Source organism: Kribbella speibonae (genome assembly GCF_004331375.1).
Lineage (GTDB): Bacteria > Actinomycetota > Actinomycetes > Propionibacteriales > Kribbellaceae > Kribbella > Kribbella sindirgiensis.
This window is the reverse complement of record NZ_SJKC01000010.1, coordinates 248,404-269,212: the sequence shown is the minus strand read 5'-3', so window position 1 is coordinate 269,212 and position 20,809 is coordinate 248,404. Positions and strand designations below refer to the sequence as shown.

Genomic DNA, 20,809 nt, shown 5'->3' with positions numbered 1-20,809 from the left:
CGCCGATCGCACTTTGGGCACCCATCAACCAGATCGGGCCGCCGGAAACGGTTGGTGGGTGCTCAAGGTGGCGACAGTAGGAGGTGGAGCGAGTGACGGACTACGCCAACCTGTTCCGGCTCGACGGCAAGCATGCGGTGGTGATCGGCGCCGGCAGCGGGATCGGGCGGGAGAGCGCTCTCGCGCTGGCCGCGCACGGCGCCCGCGTCACCTGCGCCGACCGGGATCTCGCCGCTGCCCGCGAGACGGCGGGTGGTGGGGGAATGACGGCGTACGGGCTTGATGTGCTGGACGACTCCGCGATTGAGCGGGCCGCGGCTGAGCTGGATCCTGTGGATGTGTTGGTGTTCACCGCGGCGACGAACGTGCGGAAGCGGATCCTCGACTACACCGGCGAGGAGTTCGACCGGGTCGTGTCGCTCAACCTGCGCGCGTCGTTCCAGCTGATCCGCGGGTTCGGGCGCGGCATGGCGGAGCGGGGGAGCGGGAGCATCGTCGGGTTCAGCTCGATCCGCGGCACCACGGTCGAGCCGGGGCAATCGGTGTACGCGGCAACGAAGGCCGGCCTCGTCCAGCTGTTGCGCACCGCGGCCGCCGAGCTCGGCCCGTCCGGCGTCCGCGCGAACGCGATCGCCCCGGGCGTCGTCGAGACACCGCTCACCGCCCAGATCAAGGCCGACCAGGGCTGGTACGACGCCTACGCGCAGAAGGGCGCACTCGGTCGCTGGGCCCAGCCGAGCGAGCTCGCCGGCGCGGTCGTCTATCTCGCCTCCGACGCCTCGAGCTTCGTGACCGGGAGCGTCCTCGCGGTCGACGGCGGCTGGACCGCGGTCGACGGCCGCTTCGACCCACCGAACTAAGGGACTCTGAATGAATCTCGCTGACTTGACGGCAACCGAACTCCTGGCCCGCTACCGCGACGGATCGGTGTCCCCGGTCGAGGTCATCGAGGACGTGCTGACCCGCGTCGCCGCGCGTGAACCGCAGTTGTGTGCGCTCTACGCGTTGGATCCAGACGGCGCGCGGGCCGCGGCGCACGAGTCCGAGCGTCGCTGGCGGGACGGTACGGCGAGCGCGCTGGACGGCGTACCGGTGACCGTGAAGGAGAACATCGCCACGCGCGGAACGCCCGTACCGCAAGGGACCGCGGCGACTGCGCTCGTCCCGGCGCCGGAGGATGCGCCGGCCGCGGCGCGGTTGCGGGCGGCCGGGGCGGTGATCTTCAGTAAGACGACGATGCCCGAGTACGGGATGTTGTCGTCCGGCGTCTCGACCTTTCACCGGTTGACCCGCAATCCGTGGGATCTGACGAAGACGGCCGGTGGTTCGAGCGCGGGTGCGGCGGCCGCGGCGGCTGCCGGATACGGGCCGATCCACGTCGGGACGGACATCGGCGGCTCGATCCGGTTGCCGGCCGGATGGTGCGGACTGATTGGGCTGAAGCCGACGCACGGGCGGATCGCGGTCGGCAACCCGTACGCCGGGCGCGCGATCGGCCCCCTGACCCGGACGGCGCCGGATGCGGCGCTCGCGCTGCGGATCATGTCCGGGTACGACCCACGCGACCACACCTCGATCCCTCTCGCGAGCGACGCCTTCGAGGCCGACCTCGACGGTTTGCGTGTGGCGTTGCTACTCGACGCGGGCGTCGGTCTGCCGGTCGATCCCGAGGTGTTTGGGGCAGTCTCGTCCGCGGCCGCGGTGTTGGAGAAAGCCGGCGCGATCGTCGAACCGATCACTCCGATCATCACCCGCTCGATGCTCGACGGTCTGGATCGCTTCTGGCGGATCCGCTCCGCCACGGATATCGCCGCGCTGCCCGAGGAACGCCGCGCGAAGGTGCTCCCGCAGATCCGCTCGTGGGTGTCGTCCGCGACGGAGCTCACCGCGTCGGACGTCTTCGACGGGTACAGCCAGATGGGCGCGATGGCCGCCGCGGTCGGCCGGGTGTTCACGACGTACGACGTGATCCTGTCGCCGGTCGCGCCGATCACCGCGTTCCCGGCGGAGCTCGCGTACCCGACGGACGATCCGGGGAAGCCGTTCGAGCACATCGCGTTCACGGTCCCGTACAACATGTCCCAGCACCCCGCGACCACCGTCAACGCCGGCTGGTCGACGTCCGGGATGCCGATCGGGGCCCAACTCGCCGTACCGCATCACCAGGACCTGCGGGCGCTGGCCCTCGCCGACTTCCTCGACACGCATCGCGCTGAGACCCGCCCCTGGCCCTGATCGGGCGTGGACAGTCGGCGTACTGCGGAGCGAGACTGGCCGATGAGGTGACGACTTGGTCCGCTTCGGAGGTACGGCGTACCGCGCTGACGAACTGCAGCGCGGTCTTGTCTCGCACTGCTACCGGATGCTCGGATCGATCACCGACGCCGTCCAGATCGCTGCCGCGAGCACCGGATACGAGGACGCGACGCGCGCGTGTCTGCGGCAGGTCGGGAGCCGTCCGCTGCCGTCGGATCTCGCTGCACCGAGCGATGATCCGGAGGGAGTGCTCTCCGAGCGTTCCGAGATTCTCTGGCTGGAACCCATTCCAGCGGACCTGATGGACGACCACCCGATCGACCTCGGCCTGATCGCCGGCCTGCAACGCCTCCCACCCATCGAGCGCGCGGTGACCGTCCTCCACCTCGAGGGCCGACCGAACATCGCCGATCTGCTGAGCGACCTACCACCCGCACCGATCACCGCGGTCCCACTCGTCGCACCCGACGAACTCCTCCTGGCCCGGTACCGCGCCGGGTTCGAGCAGTACGACGTACCTGCGATCGTCACGCTCTTCACCGACGACGCGATCTGGGAGATGCCGCCCTTCACGTCCTGGTTCCGCGGCGCCCGCGACATCGGCCGCCTGATCAGCACCCACTGCCCCGCCGAACGCCCCGGCGACCAGTACCTCCTCCCCCTGACCGCCAACGGCCACCCCGCCTTCGCCGTCTACATGCGAGACCCCAAAGAAGACATCCACCGAGCCTTCCAAATCCAGGTCCTAACCCTCACCGCCACCGCCGTAGTCCACGCAGTCGCCTTCTTCGACCTGACCCTCTTCCAAACCTTCCACCTCCCAGACCTCCTCACAGCCCTCCCACCCAACCCCTACGACGGCACCCCCAAACCCCACATCGAACGCCTACCGAAGCACTAACCCACCACAGCATCCAGCCGAGCGACCGCAGTCGTCGCGAAGCGTGCGAACGCGGCGTCCGTGGTGAACGTGTCGCTGCCTGCCCTCAGCGCGAGCAGCGTGCCGCCTCTTGCGACGAAGGCGGTGTACGAGTCGGACTTCAGCGTCGGATCGTCGGCATCCCCGAACCTCAGCACGACGCCGTCCCGTAAACCGGGCACCGGGAGTTGGCGGACGAACGTCTTGGACGTCAGGCCCTCCAAGGTCCTCGCAATGACTCCGCAGCGCGGCAGCACCTCGGCGATGTCTCGTACCAGCGGCAACTGGTCCGCCGGAAACGACGCGATCACCTCGGTCACCACCTTGTCGTCGCTCGGATTCTCCGCCCGGAGAAGGTACTGGCCACGAATGATCGTCGCGGGTGTCCCTCCGTCGCGCAGCGGGTCGCGGACCACCCGGCATTCGGCCGGGTCGTAGGTGACCGGCAGGCCAATAGTCGGCGTCCGGTCCGGCGCCACCCCACCCTCCCAGCCCTTCGGCAGGTCGCTCACCAGCAGAGCCGCCTTCGTTGCCTGAGCGACTGTCAGCGGAACGACCGTCGGCACCGGAGGCGCGGTTGCCGCAGGCACCTGCGGTGACTTGGTACAGCCACCCACCGCGATCGAGCACATCACTGCAACCGCAATCCACCGCACAACATCCCCCGGATCATTTCCACCGCTGGCGAGTTCGTCACCGTGCTATCGACCGGGCAACCGCCGGCGTTACAGACGATCGCCCCCGCGGTGCCCGGCGGTGGAATTGGTCTGTGATTCTGTGGGCGGATTGGGCGTGGCTTCCGGCCGATTCGGTTCTAGGTTGGTGGTACGTGATCGGGCAAGAGGACTGGATTGATTCATGGAATACCGGAATCTCGGCAGGACAGGGCTGAAGGTCAGTGAGGTGTGCTTGGGGGCTATGCACTTCGGTGGGCCTACGGATGAGCAGACCAGTGTGCGGATCCTCGACGAGTTCGCCGACGCCGGCGGGACGTTCATCGACACGGCGGACGTGTACAACGCCGGTGAGTCGGAGGCGGTCGTCGGCCGGTGGCTCAAGGGGCGGGACCGCGACGCGTTCGTGGTTGCCACCAAGGTGTACGGCGCGATGGGCGACGGACCGAACGACGACGGTCTGAGCCGTAAGCACATTCTTTCCGCTGTCGAAGCGAGCCTGCGCCGCCTCGGTACCGACTACATCGACTTGTACTACACGCACGTCTGGGACACGGCGACGCCGCTCGAGGAGACCCTCGCGACGCTCGACACGCTGGTCACGTCGGGCAAGGTGCGGTACCTCGGAGCGAGCAACGTCACCGGCTGGCAGCTGCAGAAGGCCGTCGACCTCGCCGGACCGAACAGGTACAGCGCGCTGCAGCCGCTCTACAACCTGCTCGACCGCGAGGCCGAGTGGGAGCTGCTGGAGATCTGCCGCAACGAAGGCCTCGGCGTGATGCCGTGGAGCCCGCTGCGCGCGGGGTGGCTCGCGGGCCGGTTCCACCGCGGCATGGAGGCGCCGCCGGAGGACACCCGGGTCGCCGCCGCGGCCGACCGTGGACTGCTGGAGGCGTGGGACTACTACAACAACGAGCGCACCTGGAACGTCCTCGACGCGTTGCACGACATCGCGGCCGAGAGCGACAAGAGCGTCGCGCAAGTGGCGCTGCGCTGGCTGATCCAGACCGAGCCCGTCACGGCTCCGATCATCGGACCGCGCACCCTCGAGCACTACGTCGACAACATCGGCGCCGTCGGCTGGTCCCTCACCGAGGAGCAGTTCACCCGCCTCACCACGGTCAGCGAGAAGCCGTCCGTGTATCCGTACGATCTCCTGCGTAACTTCAAGCGATGATCTGAGATCGCCATGACTAGGATCTGGGGTCATGGCGAAACAGTCCACGCGCGCGGCTTGGACTGTGGTGCTGACGCTTGACGGCGACGGGAAGCTCCACCGGCAGGTCGAGCGCGCGTTGCGAGGGGCAATCAGATCGGGGCGCGTCTCGACCGGCACCGTGCTGCCGCCGAGCCGCGAACTCGCAGCGCAACTCGACTGCTCGCGCTGGGCAGTCACCCAGGCGTACAGCCAGCTCGTGACGGAGGGGTATCTGGCGACGCGGGTGGGCTCCGGGACCTGGGTCAGCTGGTCGGGCCCGACGCAGCGGACCTCGCGACGTACGGCGGCGGCCAGCGTTGCGACGTACCGGTTCGACCTGGCTCCTGGTGCGCCGGACTTGCGGGCGTTCCCACGTACGCGGTGGGCCGAGGCGGCGCGGGCGGCGGCGCGAACGGTACCGACTGCTGACCTTGGGTACCCGGACGAGCAGGGATACCTCCCGCTCCGCGAGCTGATGGCCGACTACCTTCAGCGAAGCCGAGGAGCGATCGTCTCCGCTGCCGACGTGGTGATCCGCAGCGGCGTCAGCGCGAGCGTCGCCCAACTCTGCGTCGGTCTGCGTGCGATGGGGATCGATCGCATCGCGGTCGAGGATCCCGGCTGGACACGCCTGCGTACCGTCATCGAGTCGACCGGCATGCGGGTCGATCCGGTGCCGGTCGACGAGCACGGCCTGCAGGTCGAGCGCCTTTCGGGGCGTGCCGTGGTGGTGACCGCGGCGCATCAATTTCCCACCGGCGTCGTACTTGCGCCGCATCGACGGCTGGAACTGATCGACTGGGCGCGGCGCACCAACGGCGTGATCCTCGAAGACGACTACGACGCCGAGTTCCGGTACGACCGCAGCCCGGTCGGCACGCTGCAGGGGATGGCCCCGGAACACGTCGTACTGCTCGGCTCGGTCAGCAAGACCTTGAGCCCGGCGATCGGAATCGGCTGGTTCGTTGCGCAGGGCCCCTGGCGCAAGTTGCTGGAACGGCCGTCGGTTCTCGGACCGTCGACCATCAGCCAGGCAACGTTCGCGGAACTGATGGCGGCCGGTGCGTACGACAGGCACCTGCGCGCGATGCAACGCCGCTACAAACGCCGCCGCGACCTAGTCCTCACCGCGCTCCACCACGAACTGCCCACGTGGACGATCGGCGGCGCCGCAGCAGGCCTCCACCTCACCCTGACGCCGCCAACTCCCGTCGACACAAGCCAACTGGCTGCAGCCGCCCGAGCAGCCGGCACCCGAATAGTCCCGCTCGCGGACTACCGAATCCACTCCACCCAGGATGGCCTCGTGCTTGGCTACGGCAACATCCCCGACAACGAGATATCTCCGGCAATCCACACCCTGCGAGGGTGTTTGCCGAGGTAGTCGGCTGGGTTCGTTCCGGTGATGGAGCGGACGATGCGGTGGAACTGCGGGTAGCTGCCGAAGCCGGCCAGGAGCGCGGCATCGACCATGGTCACGCCGTGACCTGCGCCGTAGACGTCCAGGAAGCGGCGGAAGCGTTGTTCGTTGCGGAAACGCGTGATGCTCGTTCCCATCTGTCGCGCGAAGAGCCGGCTGAGATGGTGCGGGCTCAGGCCTACCTGCCGTGCCAGTTCGGGCAGCGTCGACACGGACGGCAGCTCCCGCAGCAGTCTGGCAGCCTCCGCGACGGCTGGGTGTACGACGGTTGTCGGCGTGGATGCCGGCGCCGCGTGGAATGCCTGCCAGGCGGCGAGGATGGCGTGGCGTCGGGCGGCGAGTTCCAGCTCGGGGTGATCGGGAGCTGCTGCCTGCCGGAAGAGCGTGTCCAGCCATCCGGCCTGGTCGACTCCGAGCCGGCGAGCGAACAGTCCCGGTGGATCGGGAAGGTAGAACGGTCGGATCCATTCACTCGGGTCGTCGACACCGAGGACGGCTGGATCGAACACACACAGCCAATCCCGGTACGCCGGGGAGGCGTCGACCAGCAGATGTTCCTGGCCCGGGAACAGCCAGACCAGGGCACCGGGTGAGAGGTGATACCGATGCCGGTCGAGCAGGTACGTCGCGGTGCCGTCGACCACCAGATTGAACTCCACACCTTGATGCCGGTGGGCGACGGTCATCACCTCGACCTGATCGCGACGCGTGAACAGCAGGCCGTCGGCAGGAAGTACGTCGTCGATCATCGGCGGATCCCTTGCGCACGAAATGAGAACCAGGGCGTCGCGGAACGAGAAGCCGCAGCGAGTCGCCCCGCCCTACGGTGAAGGGAAATCACACCACCTGAAAGGGCCCTCCTCCCATGGCGACACCGACCGAGCTGGACGACTACCTGTTCGACCTTCGCGGCTACCTCGTTCTCCGGCAAGCGCTCGAACCCGGCGTCGTCGACGAGCTCAACACCGCACTGGACGAGTTCCCGGAGCTCGAGCCGCAGGCCTGGGCCGGCAACGTGCACCGCGTCGACGACAACCCGGGCAACGCCGGCGTCGAGCTCCAGAACATCGTCGAAGGCGGACCGGCGTTCGAGCAGCTGATCGATCACCCGTCCTGGCTCGGTCATGTCCGGCGGTACTGCGGTGAACAGGACAGCTACGTCGAGGGCCTGTTCATCGACGAGTGCTTCGCGACGATCCGCCAGGACGGCGGCTTCTTCCCGGTGCACTCCGGCGGCTACCGCGGCGCCGTCCGCGGGCAGTACCGCTACAAGGACGGCATCTTCCGCTGCGGCCAGGTCAATATCCTGATGGCCCTGACCGACATCGGCCCCGGCGACGGCGGCACGCTGGTGATCCCGGGCAGCCACAAGTCGAACCTGCGCCACCCCCAGTTCGACGAGTACAAGAGCTGGGACACCACGATGGACGCCATGCCCGGCGTCGTGGAGATGCATCTCGAGAAGGGCGACGCGCTGCTGTTCTGCGACGGCCTGTCCCACGGCGCATCCACCCGCACCAATCCCGGTCAACGCCGCGCCCTCATCTACCGTTACGGCCCGTCGTGGGCAACGACCCGCTGGGGGTACAGCTACTCCGACGAGCTCCTGGCCCGCGTGACCCCACAGCAGAAGGCCATCCTCCAGCCGATCGCGCCACGACGACCAGGCGGCCAGTAAGCGGGACGCCGCCTACGTAACTCGCCCGACGAGACGAGCCGTCACGCGCAAGGTGCACATCGAGGCCTTGTCATGCGCCATATGCATACCTATATTCCTGCCATGCGCAGCACAAGCGAGCATCCGCCGTCAGACCTCGACGCAGCTACGGATCGGGAGAGGCTTCTCGTCGCCCCGGCCGTGGATCGGCGTACCTTCCGGAGCGTGCGGCACGACGCCGACCTGGTGATTGTCGGCGGCGGGCTGGCCGGTACCTGCGCCGCGATCACGGCGGCCCGCGCGGGAGTCCACGTGATCCTCGTCCACGACCGGCCGGTGCTCGGCGGCAACTCGTCGTCGGAGGTACGGCTGTGGGTCCTCGGAGCCACCGCGCACATGAGCAACAACAATCGGTGGGCCCGCGAGGGCGGCGTTGTGGACGAGATCCTGGTCGAGAACACGTACCGCAACCCGGACGGCAACCCGCTGATCTTCGACACCGTCCTGCTGGAGAAGGCGACCGCCGAGCCGAATCTCACCGTGCTGCTCAACACGGCTCTGGTCGACGTGGAGATGGCCGACGCATCCGGCCGCCGGATCGACCGTGTCTCGGCGTTCTGCAGCCAGAACTCGACCAGGTACGACATCGGCGGAAACCTGTTCCTGGATTCCAGTGGTGACGGCGCGCTGGCCTTCCTGGCCGGCGCGGCGTTCCGGATGGGGGCCGAGTCGAGCTCGGAGTTCGGTGAGAAGTTCGCCCCGACCGACGACTACGGCCATCTCCTCGGCCACTCGATCTACTTCTACAGCAAGGATGTCGGTCACCCGGTACGGTTCACCCCGCCGGCCTTCGCGCTGTCCGACCTCGACTCGATCCCGCGGGCGCGCAACTTCAACACCAGTGAGGACGGTTGCCGGCTCTGGTGGATCGAGTGGGGCGGACGGCTCGACACGGTCCACGAGACCGAGACGATCAAGTGGCGGCTGTGGCAGGTGGTGTACGGCGTGTGGAACCACTTGAAGAACTCCGGAGAGTTCCCCGAGGCCGCGAACCTGACGCTGGAGTGGGTCGGGACCATCCCCGGCAAGCGGGAGAGCCGGCGGTTCGAGGGCCTGTACATGCTCCGTCAGGATGACGTGTTCGGCCAGACCCAGCATCCCGACGCCGTTGCCTACGGCGGCTGGTCGATCGACCTGCATCCGGCCGACGGGGTCTTCAGCGAGAAGCCCGGCTGCAACCAGCTGCACAGCCGCGGCACTTATCAGATCCCGTACCGCTGCCTGGTCAGCCGGGACGTGGACAACCTGTTCCTGGCGGGCCGGGTGATGAGTGCCAGCCACGTCGCCTTCGGATCCACTCGGGTGATGGGCACCTCGGCGCACTGTGCTCAGGCCGTCGCGGTGGCCGCGGCACTGTGCCTGCGCGACGGTCGTCGGCCGGCCGACCTCGTCGAGCCGGAGTCGATGGCCGAGCTGCAGCGTGAGCTCCTCCGTCGTGGGCAGCACATTCCGCAGCACACCCTCCGAGACGGCGACGACTTGGTCGGCAGGGCACGGGTGTCGGCGAGCTCGGCGCTCGCGCTCGGATCCTTGCCGGACAACGGATCCGCCGTACCTCTGGCCGAGGACCGCGGTCAGCTGCTCCCGCTGCCTGCCGGCCCGGTACCCCAGCTCGGCCTGCGGCTCGACGTATCCGGGCCGACCGTCCTGACGGTGGAGCTCCGCCAGGGCCGGCGCCCGGACGACTACACGCCGGATCGGGTCCTTGCCGGGAAAGAGGTCCGGTTGGACGCCGGCGACGACCAGTTGGTCAAGCTCGATTTCGACGCCGAGCTCGCCGAGCCGGGCTACGTCACGATCTGTCTGCTCGCCAACGACCGGGTGGCGGTGCGGGTCTCCGACCAGCTCGTCACCGGCCTCGTTCCGCTCCGTCACCGCCGCGACCAACCCGAGGATCCCGGCACCGGTTGCCCGGGCTTCGAGTTCTGGGCTCCGATCAGGCGCCCCGACGGCCGGAACCTCGCGCTGACCCTCGATCCGCCCGTCCGGCTGGGTGATCCGGCTGCTGTCTCGAACGGCGTCGACCGCCCCACGTGCGCGACCAACGCCTGGATCGCCGAGTTCGACGACCCGCACCCTGGCCTGACCCTGCGCTGGGACGACCCGATCGACCTCGGCCGGATCGAGCTCGCGTTCGACACCGACTTCGACCATGCGATGGAATCGGTCCTCTACGGCCAGCCGGAGGACGCGATGCCCCACTGCGTCCGGGACTTCCGGGTTCGGGCGGGCGAACGAGTACTGGCCGAGGTACACGACCATCACCAGAGCCGCTGGACCCTGACGCTCGACGACGTGGTCAGTACCGATGAGCTCACGGTCGAGGTGGATGCGGTGAACGGCGCCGCGCCGGCCGCGGTGTTCTCCGTCCGCTGCTATGCCGACCCGGACGCCCGGATTCTTCGTCACGACGGGGGCGCTCGGCCGTGACCGACATCAGAGGCGACGCGGCACCGGTGCCGATCCAAGCGGGTTCGGAGCGCAATCACCCGGGGAGTGCCGGCAACCAGGCGCTGGCCCGCGGCCTGCACATCCTGCGGATGCTCGTCGACGAGGGCGAGCCGATGACGGCCACGGAGATCGCCCGCCGGATCGGGATCCACCAGAGCTCAGCCTCCCGCATCCTCGCGACCCTCGGCGAGGTGGGCTACGTCCGCAAGCACCAGGGCCGGTTCGTGCCGGACTACGGAGTACTCGCACTCGGGTCGGCGACCACGCGACTGCCGTTGATCAAGCGGCCTCGGGCCGCCTTCGAGCAGCTCACCGCCGAGCACGGCGACATCACCATGACGATGTGCATGCTGTGGCGGGACGAACTGCTCTACCTCCTGCGACAGACCAGCGGCTCGGAGCCGCTCGCTTTCTGGAGCGGCGCGTTCCCGATCAACGTTTCCGCGCCGGGTCTTCGGCTCCTGGTCGACCTGCCCGACGAGGAGGCGCTGCACATTCTGCGGGTGGCGCGGCAACGTAACGGGTGGGGCGGTCGTCCCGAGTTCGTTCCGCCGACCGAGGAAGGCCTGCTCGCGAAGGCCCGCGCCACGGTGGCCGACGACGTACTCATCATGGCGGACTGGGTCGTGGAGGGTCGCACGAGTGGGGCGATTCCGCTGATCACTCCCGAGCCGCATCCGGTGGCGCTGGCGATCGTGGACGACGCGGGCACCCTCGGACCTGACCGGCTGGCGCTGCTGCTGCACAAGGCGCGGCGGCTGGTCGAGCAATCCTTCCTGACCTGACCTCCCGGGCGAACGCCTCGCTCGGCAAGATCCATCTCCCCCTGTAACTCTCACCGAGAGGACGCGAGCATGACCGGATCGCGCACCATCACCCGACGTTCCCTGTTAGGTATCGCGGCCTCCGCGAGCGCCGCCTCGCTGGCCGGATGCAATCTCGGCGCCGGCGGCGGGAAGTCGGCGGGAGGAGGCGGCGCGACCCTGAATGTATGGGGTGGCGTCCCGAACGAGTCCGGGCCGGACGACATGTGCAAGGCGTTCATGGCCGAGAATCCCGGCACTACCGTGACGTACACCCGCTACGTCAACGACGACCAGGGCAACCTCAAGCTGGACACGTCGCTCAGCGGCGGCGTACCGATCGACCTGTACTTCTCGTACGGCCCGGTTCCGATGTTCAAGCGCAGCGCGGCCGGTCTCGCGCTGGACCTGACCGACAGGATCAAGGCCGAGAGCGACTTCGCCGCACTGACCGCCGATGCAGAGCCGCTGTCGAACTACGTCCTGGACGGCAAGCTCTACGGGCTGCCGGCAGCCCGGGCGCCGCACCAGGTCTACATCAACAAGACCATGCTGGACGCCGCCGGGATCACCCTGGGCAAGACCTGGACCGTTGACGAGTTCACCGAGGTGGCCCGCAAGCTGACCAAGCCGGGAGTCTTCGGCACCTTGAGCGCACCGCTGCTGGCCCGGCCGACGCTCGGCCCGAACTACCTGTACGCCGACGGCGGCAAGCGGTCGAACTTCGGGAACAAGCTGTTCGCCGAGGAACTCGAGCTCGCGCTCAAGCTCCAGAAGGCCAAGATCGCGATGGACCGCCAGACGATCATCGCCGAGAAGTTGCAGACGTTCAGCCAGAACCCGTTCATCGCCGGGCGTGTCGCGATGCTGATCCAGTCCGGGCAGATCATCCGGTCGATCAACGACACCAAGGGCTACCCGCACGACTTCGCCACCTACTGCATGCCGGTCCCCGTTCCGGCCGGTACCGAAGGCTGGAACACCGGCCAGATCGGCGACCAGATCTCGATCAGCCCGAAGTCGAAGTCCCCGGACCAGGCCTGGGAGCTGGCCAAGTTCTGGGCTCGCAACGCCGGAAAGTACATGACCAAAGGTGGTCGCCTGCCGCTGCTCAGCGGCGAGTCCACCCCCGACCAGATCCTCGAGCAACTGCTCGGGCCCCAGCGCGACAAGCTGTACGACGTCAAGTCCTGGAAGTCCACGCTGTTCGAGACCGATCTCAAGCTACCTGTCGACACGATCTTCACCGCCGGCACCGAGATCTCGACCATCCACACGAAGCTGACCGACGAGACCCTGCTCGGCGATCGCACCGTCTCGTCGTGGGTCACCGAGGCGACCCGGCAGAGCGACGCCGCGATCGCGAAGGCAGGAAAGTGAGCGCCGCGGTCCTCCCCGCACCCATCGGCCGCCGTCGACGGCGTGGTCCTGGTGGCGCCTCCGTCACGGCAGGATGGTTGTTCATCCTTCCCAATCTGCTCGGCTTCCTGGCCTTCACCCTGATTCCGCTGGTGTCCGGGATCGGCATCTCGTTCACCGACTGGAGCGTGGTCTCGGGGCTGAGCGGGATCCGGTTCGTCGGACTGGACAACTTTGCCGGGCTCGTGAAGGACGCGGAGTTCTGGCAGGCAGTCGGCCGCACCGCGTTGTACGCCGGCGTCGGCGTACCGCTGACGATGATCGGCGGGCTGATCATCGGGCTCTGCCTGAACGGCCCGGTCTTCGGGCGCTCGGCGCTGCGGGTGATCTTCTTCATCCCGCACATCGTCAGCTCGATCGCGATCGGCTTCGTGTGGTTGCTGCTGCTCCACCCCAGCAGCGGACTGGTCAACCTGGCGTTGCAGGCGACCGGCCTCGCCCACCCGCCGACCTGGCTGGTCTCGCAGGACTGGGCACTCGCCTCGTTGATCCTGATCACGTCGTGGGCCGGGATGGGCTTCCACGCCGTGATCTACCTGTCCGCGCTCCAAGCACTGCCGGAAGACCTCTACGAGGCGGCCGAACTGGACGGCGCCGGACCCTGGCATCGCTTCACCACCATCACCTGGCCGTCGCTGATGCCGACCACGACCTTCCTGGCGATCATGTCGATGATCGGGCACTCGCAGGGCTTCGGCCTGATCGCCTTCCTCACCCAAGGCGGCCCGGGCGACTCCTCCACCACCTTGTCGTACCTGATGTACCAGAACGGCTTCCAGTACTACCGGTTCGGCTACGCGGCGGCGATGGGCATCATGAGCTTCCTCGGCGTACTGCTGCTGAGTGCGTTCTTCTGGCGCTTCCAGCGCGGACGAGGGCTGTACTCATGACCGGGGCTTCGATGGACTCCGGCCCGGTGACCGTCGCCGGACCGACGCACGTTGCGTCACCAGTGCCTGCGAGATCGGTCCCGGTCAACCGGTCGCGACGGGCGCCGCATACCCGGCGCCCCGGCTCCCGCGCCGGATACGTGGTCAAGTCCGTTCTGTTGTGGGCCTTCGCGATGTTGTTCCTGCTGCCGTTCCTCTGGATGCTCTCGTCGTCGCTGAAGCGCAACCTCGACGTGTTCGCGATCCCGGTGCGCTGGATTCCCAGTCCGGTGGAGTGGCAGAACTACGTCGAGGTGTGGACGGGCGGCGCGGTGACGATGGCGGTGTTCTTCGCCAACTCGCTGACCGTCTCGCTGATCGGTGTGGTGGGTGACCTCACCACGTCGGCGATGGCCGGCTACGCCTTCGCCCGGCTGACCTTCCGGGGTCGCGACAAGGTCTTCCTCCTGTATGTGGCGACGGCCATCGTGCCGATGCAACTGTTGCTCATTCCCCGGTTCATGTTCTTCCAGCAACTTGGGCTGTACAACACACTGTGGGCGTTGATCCTGCCGGGTATCTTCACGGTCTTCGGCACCTTTCTGGTCCGGCAGGCGTTCCTGGCCGTGCCGGCCGAGCTCGGAGAGGCGGCGCGGATCGACGGCGCAGGGGAGTGGCGGGTCTTCTCCCGGGTGTACCTGCCGCAGATCCGCTCGACCCTGGCCGCACTGGCGATCATCAGCTTCGTCGGTTCCTGGAACGACTACGAAGGTCCGCTGATCATGCTGTCCAACCAGAACCTCTACACCGTCCCGCTCGGGCTGACCCGGTTCGTCGACGCGGACGGAGGCCTGTCCGCCGGGCTGGCGATGGCCGGTTCGGTCTCCTCGGTCATCCCCATCCTGATCGTCTTCCTGGTGTTTCAGCGCCAGTTCGTCGCCGCGCTGGCCAGCAGCGGCTTGAAGTGACGGATGTGCGCCGGCCCGTTGTCAGGTGGTGCGGTGGATGCCGGGGCTGCCGTTGTAGACCTCGAAGGAGGCCGCGGTGAAGACCGGGTCGTCGTGGCGGGACACCTTGTCGACCACGCGGACGTCGGCGTGCAGGCGGTCCGCGTCGAGGTCGCACAGGACGTAGCCGCAATGCAGGTCGGCCCACTTCAACGACGGGTTCACCCGACGCCGGACCTGGCGCGCCTCGTTCGCCACGGGGTTGAAGTCCTGCGCACTGGTGATCGACGTACTGGTGATCTCGGCACCGATGACGCGGGACGTCGGGTCGGTCGTGTCGGCCGCGATATCGGAGACGTAGCTGCAGTGCACGTCGCCGGAGAGTACGACGAAGTTCGACGACGTACCGCGCGCCTGGGACGTCGCCACCGTGTCGAACAGCCGCTGCTGGCCGGCCTGGTAGCCGTCCCACGTGCCGGGGGAGAACGTCGCCGGCGTCTCCAGGTCGGCCGAGGTGTTCAGCCGAGCCATCAGGATCTGCTGCGCCACCAGGTTCCAGCGGGCCGGCTCGGCGCCGAAGCCGGCCGCGAACCAGCGCTCCTGCTCCGCGCCGAGCATCACCCGGGCCGGGTCGCGCCGCGGCCCCTGGTCGGCGGCGGCTCCGCCTGTGACCATGGGATCGCGGTACTGCCGCGTGTCGAGCACGTCGATCTGGGCCAGCCGGCCGTGCCGGAACCGCCGGTACAGGCGTGCGTCGGAGCCGCGCGGCGGCTGCGGCCACCGGATCGGCAGGAACTCCCAGTACGCCCGGTAGGCCGCGGCCCGGCGGTCGAGGTCCGGCGTACTCCACGACTCGTAGTCGTTGGCGACTTCGTGGTCGTCCCAGGACAGGATCCAGGGCATCGCGCTATGGGCGGCGAGCAGGTCGGGATCCGTTCGGTACAACGCATAACGCAGCCGGTACTGGTCGAGGGACATCGTGGTGGGGACGACCTCTGCCGGCAGGTTCGGGTCGATGTGGCGCCCGACGGCCAACTGCTGGACCGGGTACTCGTACAGGTAGTCGCCCACGAACAGCATCAGCTCGGTGTCCTGATCGACGACGTCAGCCATCGTCTGGAAGTACCCGGCCCGCCAGTTCTGGCAGGAGGCGACCGCGAAGCGCAGCGGCCGCATCGATTGCCGCGTCGGCATCGTTCGGGTCCGGCCGATCTCGCTGAGGTGACCGCCGGCGCGGAAGCGGTACCAGTAGACCCGTCCCGGGCGCAGGCCACGGACGTCGACATGAACCGTGTGGGAGGTGTCGGCGCTGGTCGTCGCGGTACCGGACCGGACGACGCGGTGGAAGCGTTCGTCCTCGGCGACCTGCCAGTCGACGCGCACCCTGGCACCCTCGTCCAGGCCACCGTTCGGCAGCAGTGGGGCCGGCGCGATCCGTGTCCAGATCACCACCGCGTCCTCCACCGGATCGCCGGAGGCGACGCCCTGGGTGAACGGGTACGGCAGTACGCCGTCACTGCTCGCGGAGGCAGGCCGCGGCATCGCGAGGCTGAACGCGAGCCCGATGGCACTGCCACCGGCGAGGCTGAGGAAGCGACGGCGATCCGTCGCGGGCAACGTCCGGAACGAGGTCCTGGCAGTCATGGCGCAGGACGCTAACAGCCCAACACCCATCAGGAGAAGGGCTCGTAACGCAATCCGACGTTAAAATCTCAAGATCGGGTGGTGAATCCGGGATGGCGATCAGTACTCGCCGTAGATCTGCACCTTCGTCCCAAGGGGTGTCTCGGTGAAGATGTGGTGGATCTCGGGGCGTACTACGCGGACGCAGCGGTGGCTGTCGGGGTAGGGCTTGACGAGGGAGTTGACTCGGGAGCCGTGCAGGGCGATGCCGGGGCGGTCCTTGAGGAAGTAGAGCGAGTCGTACATGTACGCGTCGTCGTACAGGCTGCTCTCGTGGGCGCCGGCCCACTTGCGCCAGACGGCGCCGGTGCGGTTAGGGGTCTCGTAGCCAGGGCCGCCGGTGGAGATCCAGACGATCCGCTTGTAGGTCTTTCCGACGATTTGGTACAGGATCTGGCAGGTCTTGTTGACGTAGATGCCGGGGGAGCGGGTCGGCGCCGGGCGACTGGTTGCGTTGAGCACCGAGTACGCGTCGTTCAGGTTGAGTCCCTTGCGGGTGACCGGCAGGCCGTGGGTCTCGCGCCACGCGCACAGTGCCTGCTTGGCGCGGGCGGTGATGTCGCCGTCGACGTCGCCGACCGGGTACCCGAGTTTGTCCAGTTGGCGTTCCACGCGCAGCGCGTAGTACTCCGGCTTCTGCTTCACCTTGGGCTTCGGCTTGACCGTCGGCTTCACGGTGGGCTTGGCGGTCGGTGTGGCGCTCGGCGTCGAACTGGTCGGCGTACTGCTCGAAGCCTGGGTAGGAGAAGGCGTCGACTCACTCGCGGCCACGTCGGAACAGCCGGCGAGTACGAACGACACAACGACGGTACCGGCAACGAGACCACGTCGACGAGACACGGATTCCCCTCTCCCTCAGCGTTGCAGAACCACGCCGGGTAAGCGTGCAGCGACCCGCCGAGACTAATCTGCGAGGGGTTCCTCAACGGGTGCCGCGCCGGATCCTGTCACCGAACCGTTGCCGAGTTCCGGTGCCGGATCGTCCCGCAACCGGCTGTACAGGTACCCGTCCCGCAACTTCCCGCCCCGGAACTCGCACCCGCGGATCACCCCTTCGAGCCGGAAACCCGCCTTTTCCAAGGACTTCTGCTCGGCGACGTTCTCCGGATGCGTCGCCGCCTGAATCCGGTGCACCGACGTGTGCTCGAACAGGTACGCCGTCAGCAGCGCCTGCGCCCGCCACCCGATCCCGCGCCCGCGGTACTCCGGCAGCAGCGCGATCCCGATCTCCCAGTACGTCGTACGCCCGTCGAAAGACCCCGACAGCCAACTCACGAACCCTGCCGTCTCGGACCCGGTACGCACCATCAGCCGCCCGTTGTCGGTCCCCAGAAACCCGTCCTCGGCGTACCGCCGGACCGGCGCCTGCGCGTCCCGGAACCCGTTCCAGTCCAGCCCGATCAACCCCGGCTCGACCGCGAACCGCCCGAACATCGGCAGATCGCTCTCTCCGACAGGCCCCAGGAAAACCTCCATGCCTGCAAGACTAAAGGGCATGGAGTTCCACATCCTCGGCCCGCTCGAGATCGTCGTCGACGGATGTGCGGTTCCGGCGCCGGCGCCGCGGTTGTGCTCGCTGCTCGCGATTCTCCTGCTGCGTCCGCATCGTCAGGTGCCGGTGGACGAGCTGATCGACAGGCTCTGGCCGGACGGCGCGCCCCAGCCGGCGAACCCGACCGCGACCGTCCACACCTATGTACGGCGCCTGCGCGACCTCGTCGGCGCCGACGTACTGCAGACCCGCGGGCGCGGGTACCTGCTCTCCGCCCAACCGTCCGACCTCGTCGCGTTCCGGGCCGCGGTGGCCGAGGCCGCGGCGGATCCGGCGCGGCAGGTGGAGCATCTTCGGAATGCCCTTGACCAGTGGCGCGGCGATCCGGTCGAGGTCGAGCCGACGGTCGCGGTCGGCCTGCGCGAGGAGCGGCTGACGACGATCGAGCAGTACTACGACGCGCGCCTCGCCCGCGGCGAGCACGCCGACGTACTCCCGGAGTTGCAGACCCTCAGCGCACAGGAACCGATGCGCGACCGCCTGACCGCGCTGCTGATGAAGGCGTTGTACCGCTGCGGACGGCAGGCCGAGGCGTTGTCGACGTACGACGGGTTCGCGGGGCGGCTCGTCGACGACTTCGGCCTCGACCCGACCGAGGAACTGCGGGCGCTGCGCCAATCGATCCTCACGTCCTCCCTCGACGAAGACGACGACGAGTGGCAGCACCAGAACCAGCTTCCGCTCGACATCCGCAACCTCATCGGCCGCGACGAGCTCGTGACCGAGGTCGCGGGCCTGCTCACCGCGACCGACGGGGTCCGGATCGTGGCGCTCTTCGGCACGCCCGGCGTCGGCAAGACGGCCGTCGCCGTTCGTGTCGCGAGCGAGTTGACCGAACGGTTCCCGGACGGGCAGTGGTTCGTCCGTCTTCGTGGCGCATCCGACCAGCCGCGGCGCGCGGACGACGTACTGGTCGACCTGCTGCGGGCGTCCGGCGTCGATCCGCATGCGATCCCGGACGACAGCGATGCGCGCGCGGCGCTCTTCCGGTCGCGGTTGGCGAAGCGCAGCATCCTGCTCGTCCTCGACGACGCCCAGGACGCGGCGCAGGTTCGGCCGCTGCTCCCTGGTACTCCGGCCAGCGCCGTCCTGGTCACCAGCCGGAACCCGCTGGACGCGCTCGCCGCGCTCGACGGCGGCATCCCGCTCCACGTCCCGGTGCTGAACCCCGAGGCCGGCACTGCCCTCGTCCACTCGATGCTTCAGGCAACCAACGTCTCCGGCGAGATCGAGGAACTGGTCGATCTGTGCGGCGGTCTTCCGTTGGCCCTGCGCATCGCGGGCGCCGTCGCCTCGCGCGGCTCGGTCGCGTCCTTCGCCTCACGCATGCGTCGTACCGGTGCGCTCGCGACGCTCACGATCGACGACGATACCGCGGTCAGCTCCGCGTTCCGAACGTCGTACGACCTGCTCGACCCGGCGGTGCAACGCGGCTTCCGGCTGCTCTCGCTGTTCCCGGGTCAGGAGTTCGCGCCCGACGCGGCCGAGGCACTCATCGGCCCGACGTACGACCAGGTCCTCGACCGCCTCGAAGCCGCCAGCCTGCTGCAATCCGTCGGCCGCGGCCGCTACCTCATGCACGACCTGGTCAAGGAGTACGCCGCCGACCTCGCCGCACCGGACCTCGACGCCTGGAAATCCTTGTGCGGCTGGTACGTCGGTACGGCGAACGCAGCGATGACCCTCCTGGAACCGGGTGCGGTCCGCGTCCCGATCCCGTCGTACGGCGATCGCACCGTGGCGGATCCGGAGAACTGGCTCGCGGGCGAACTGCTCAACATCGAGGCGGTCGCACAACGAGCGCTGGAGCTCGGGACCCCCGACGTCGCTTGGCAGCTCGCGGACATCGTCCGCCTGCATCTCTACGAACACAGTCTGTCCGGGACCTGGCGAGCCCTGATCCGGCTCGGTGAGCTCGGTGCTCGTACCTCCGGTGATCAGGCCGGGCGCGGCGCGATGCTGCACGCGCGCGGCGTACTTGCTCGGCAGGCGGGGGAGAACGAGGAGGCGGTCGCGCTCTTCGAGCAGGCCGCCGAGCTGTACCACGCGTGCGGCTTCACGCTCGGCGAAGGCGCGCTGCGGTGCAACATCGCGGTCAGCTACAACGCTCAGGGACGGCTCCGTGAGTCCGCCGAGGCGTTCCGCCAAGGACTGGCCGTGTTCCGCGCCGGCGGCGAGTTTGCGCGGATGCCCCGCGGGCTGAACGCACAGGCGATGAACCACATCCACCTTGGTGAGTTCCGCGAGGCCGTCGCGTGCATCACGGAGTCACTGGAGTACACGGGGCCGGTCAGCAACGACCGACTCGTTGCCTTGGTCAATCGTGCCGGGGCGTACAAGGAGCTCGGCGAACTGGAGCTCGCGACGGCGGATCTGCGGACCGCCGAGCCGCTGGTGGACAACCGGCTCGACCGGGTCCAGTGGGGACTGGCCAAGGCCGGCGTCGAGAACCGGCTCGGCCATCACGAGCAGGCGCGCGAGATCGCGACCGAAGTACTGCGTGAGAGCCGCGAGATCGGCAACGGGTACGACGCCTGCGTCGCGCTGCAGGCGCTCGCCGAGTCGTACCTGTTCGTCGGCGACGTGGCGCGTGCCCGTACGTACTTCGAGGAAGGTGAGGCGCTCGCGGCCAAGTCGGGGTACGGGACGATCCTTGCCGAACTCCACGCCGACTTGGCCCAGTGCGCGTTTCTCGACGGCGAGGTCGAGCTCGCCTTTGCTCAGGCGACCCAAGCCCTGGCCGAGTCGGACGTCGTCGAGTACGGCATCGGGCAGCAGTGGTCCCACAGCCTGCTGGCCCGCTGCTGCACAGCCCTCAACCGCCCCGACGAAGCAGCCACCCACCAAGCCGCCGCCGACACCTTCTGCCGCGAGACGGGCTACACACCGAGGTAGCCCGCT

The 20,809-nt window shown here is 68.3% G+C and carries 17 protein-coding genes; 12 read left to right on the top strand and 5 right to left on the bottom strand.

Annotated elements, in window-relative coordinates; all coding sequences use genetic code 11:
- Positions 1-92 precede the first annotated feature (92 nt).
- Genes E0H92_RS43755 through E0H92_RS43745 form a run of 3 tightly spaced genes read left to right on the top strand, consistent with a single transcriptional unit; the run spans position 93 to position 3,157 of the window.
- Positions 93-860, top strand: a complete 768-nt coding sequence (locus tag E0H92_RS43755; RefSeq protein ID WP_131500472.1) for an SDR family NAD(P)-dependent oxidoreductase — start codon at positions 93-95, stop codon at positions 858-860.
- Positions 861-870: 10 nt separating this feature from the next.
- Entirely contained in the window at positions 871-2,235 is a 1,365-nt protein-coding gene (locus E0H92_RS43750) for an amidase (RefSeq protein ID WP_131500471.1), read from the top strand.
- Between the two features lie 55 nt (positions 2,236-2,290).
- On the top strand, positions 2,291-3,157 hold the full coding sequence (locus E0H92_RS43745) for a sigma-70 family RNA polymerase sigma factor family protein (RefSeq protein ID WP_202874131.1): 867 nt from the start codon (positions 2,291-2,293) through the stop codon (positions 3,155-3,157).
- Here E0H92_RS43745 and E0H92_RS43740 read toward each other — a convergent pair.
- On the bottom strand, positions 3,154-3,741 hold the full coding sequence (locus E0H92_RS43740) for a hypothetical protein (protein WP_165550297.1): 588 nt from the start codon (positions 3,739-3,741) through the stop codon (positions 3,154-3,156). The two genes, E0H92_RS43745 and E0H92_RS43740, sit on opposite strands and share 4 nt — an antisense overlap.
- Before the next feature lie 292 nt (positions 3,742-4,033).
- Between E0H92_RS43740 and E0H92_RS43735 the strand changes: the two genes are divergently transcribed.
- Positions 4,034-5,026: an aldo/keto reductase gene (locus E0H92_RS43735; RefSeq protein WP_131500469.1), complete on the top strand. Its 993-nt coding sequence runs from the start codon at positions 4,034-4,036 to the stop codon at positions 5,024-5,026.
- 31 nt (positions 5,027-5,057) lie between these two features.
- A complete protein-coding gene (gene pdxR / locus E0H92_RS43730; protein ID WP_131500468.1) occupies positions 5,058-6,431 on the top strand; it encodes a MocR-like pyridoxine biosynthesis transcription factor PdxR in 1,374 nt (457 codons plus the stop codon).
- Here pdxR and E0H92_RS43725 read toward each other — a convergent pair.
- Positions 6,362-7,216 carry an AraC family transcriptional regulator gene (locus E0H92_RS43725; RefSeq protein WP_131462871.1) on the bottom strand — a complete coding sequence of 285 codons (855 nt, stop codon included), beginning with the start codon at positions 7,214-7,216 and terminating at the stop codon, positions 6,362-6,364. The two genes, pdxR and E0H92_RS43725, sit on opposite strands and share 70 nt — an antisense overlap.
- Before the next feature lie 116 nt (positions 7,217-7,332).
- Between E0H92_RS43725 and E0H92_RS43720 the strand changes: the two genes are divergently transcribed.
- From E0H92_RS43720 to E0H92_RS43695, 6 genes are all read left to right on the top strand, one after another.
- Positions 7,333-8,145 (top strand): phytanoyl-CoA dioxygenase family protein, encoded by an 813-nt coding sequence (locus tag E0H92_RS43720; RefSeq protein ID WP_131462872.1) that lies wholly within the window; start codon positions 7,333-7,335, stop codon positions 8,143-8,145.
- A gap of 102 nt (positions 8,146-8,247) precedes the next feature.
- Positions 8,248-10,614 carry an FAD-dependent oxidoreductase gene (locus E0H92_RS43715; protein WP_131500467.1) on the top strand — a complete coding sequence of 789 codons (2,367 nt, stop codon included), beginning with the start codon at positions 8,248-8,250 and terminating at the stop codon, positions 10,612-10,614.
- Positions 10,611-11,420, top strand: a complete 810-nt coding sequence (locus E0H92_RS43710; protein WP_131500466.1) for an IclR family transcriptional regulator — start codon at positions 10,611-10,613, stop codon at positions 11,418-11,420. Before E0H92_RS43715 ends, E0H92_RS43710 begins: the two co-directional genes overlap by 4 nt.
- Before the next feature lie 69 nt (positions 11,421-11,489).
- A complete protein-coding gene (locus E0H92_RS43705; protein WP_131500465.1) occupies positions 11,490-12,818 on the top strand; it encodes an ABC transporter substrate-binding protein in 1,329 nt (442 codons plus the stop codon).
- Positions 12,819-12,895: 77 nt separating this feature from the next.
- The gene (locus E0H92_RS43700) at positions 12,896-13,747 is read left to right on the top strand and encodes a carbohydrate ABC transporter permease (protein ID WP_238173852.1); all 852 of its coding nucleotides are present in this window, start codon (positions 12,896-12,898) and stop codon (positions 13,745-13,747) included.
- Positions 13,744-14,694, top strand: a complete 951-nt coding sequence (locus tag E0H92_RS43695; RefSeq protein ID WP_131500463.1) for a carbohydrate ABC transporter permease — start codon at positions 13,744-13,746, stop codon at positions 14,692-14,694. The genes E0H92_RS43700 and E0H92_RS43695 overlap by 4 nt, the downstream gene beginning before the upstream one ends.
- Positions 14,695-14,715: 21 nt before the next feature.
- On the opposite strand, the gene E0H92_RS43690 is transcribed toward E0H92_RS43695, so the two are convergent.
- The 3 genes from E0H92_RS43690 to E0H92_RS43680 all read right to left on the bottom strand — a co-directional run bounded on the left by E0H92_RS43690 (position 14,716) and on the right by E0H92_RS43680 (position 17,832).
- A complete protein-coding gene (locus tag E0H92_RS43690) occupies positions 14,716-16,317 on the bottom strand; it encodes an alkaline phosphatase D family protein (protein WP_165550296.1) in 1,602 nt (533 codons plus the stop codon).
- Positions 16,318-16,416: 99 nt separating this feature from the next.
- On the bottom strand, positions 16,417-17,196 hold the full coding sequence (locus E0H92_RS43685) for a L,D-transpeptidase family protein (RefSeq protein WP_238173851.1): 780 nt from the start codon (positions 17,194-17,196) through the stop codon (positions 16,417-16,419).
- Positions 17,197-17,259: 63 nt separating this feature from the next.
- Positions 17,260-17,832: a GNAT family N-acetyltransferase gene (locus E0H92_RS43680; protein WP_131500461.1), complete on the bottom strand. Its 573-nt coding sequence runs from the start codon at positions 17,830-17,832 to the stop codon at positions 17,260-17,262.
- A gap of 19 nt (positions 17,833-17,851) precedes the next feature.
- On the opposite strand from E0H92_RS43680, the gene E0H92_RS43675 reads away from it, so the two are divergent.
- A complete protein-coding gene (locus tag E0H92_RS43675) occupies positions 17,852-20,803 on the top strand; it encodes an AfsR/SARP family transcriptional regulator (protein WP_165550295.1) in 2,952 nt (983 codons plus the stop codon).
- The last annotated feature ends 6 nt before the right edge of the window (positions 20,804-20,809 follow it).

Excerpts from the sequence above, each read along its gene's own strand:
- E0H92_RS43750 (WP_131500471.1), top strand. The coding sequence starts at position 871 with ATGAATCTCGCTGACTTGACGGCAACCGAACTCCTGGCCCGCTACCGC.
- E0H92_RS43735 (WP_131500469.1), top strand. The coding sequence starts at position 4,034 with ATGGAATACCGGAATCTCGGCAGGACAGGGCTGAAGGTCAGTGAGGTG.
- pdxR (WP_131500468.1), top strand. The coding sequence starts at position 5,058 with ATGGCGAAACAGTCCACGCGCGCGGCTTGGACTGTGGTGCTGACGCTT.
- E0H92_RS43725 (WP_131462871.1), bottom strand. The coding sequence starts at position 7,216 with ATGATCGACGACGTACTTCCTGCCGACGGCCTGCTGTTCACGCGTCGC.
- E0H92_RS43720 (WP_131462872.1), top strand. The coding sequence starts at position 7,333 with ATGGCGACACCGACCGAGCTGGACGACTACCTGTTCGACCTTCGCGGC.
- E0H92_RS43715 (WP_131500467.1), top strand. The coding sequence starts at position 8,248 with ATGCGCAGCACAAGCGAGCATCCGCCGTCAGACCTCGACGCAGCTACG.
- E0H92_RS43705 (WP_131500465.1), top strand. The coding sequence starts at position 11,490 with ATGACCGGATCGCGCACCATCACCCGACGTTCCCTGTTAGGTATCGCG.
- E0H92_RS43695 (WP_131500463.1), top strand. The coding sequence starts at position 13,744 with ATGACCGGGGCTTCGATGGACTCCGGCCCGGTGACCGTCGCCGGACCG.
- E0H92_RS43690 (WP_165550296.1), bottom strand. The coding sequence starts at position 16,317 with ATGACTGCCAGGACCTCGTTCCGGACGTTGCCCGCGACGGATCGCCGT.
- E0H92_RS43680 (WP_131500461.1), bottom strand. The coding sequence starts at position 17,832 with ATGGAGGTTTTCCTGGGGCCTGTCGGAGAGAGCGATCTGCCGATGTTC.
- E0H92_RS43675 (WP_165550295.1), top strand. The coding sequence starts at position 17,852 with ATGGAGTTCCACATCCTCGGCCCGCTCGAGATCGTCGTCGACGGATGT.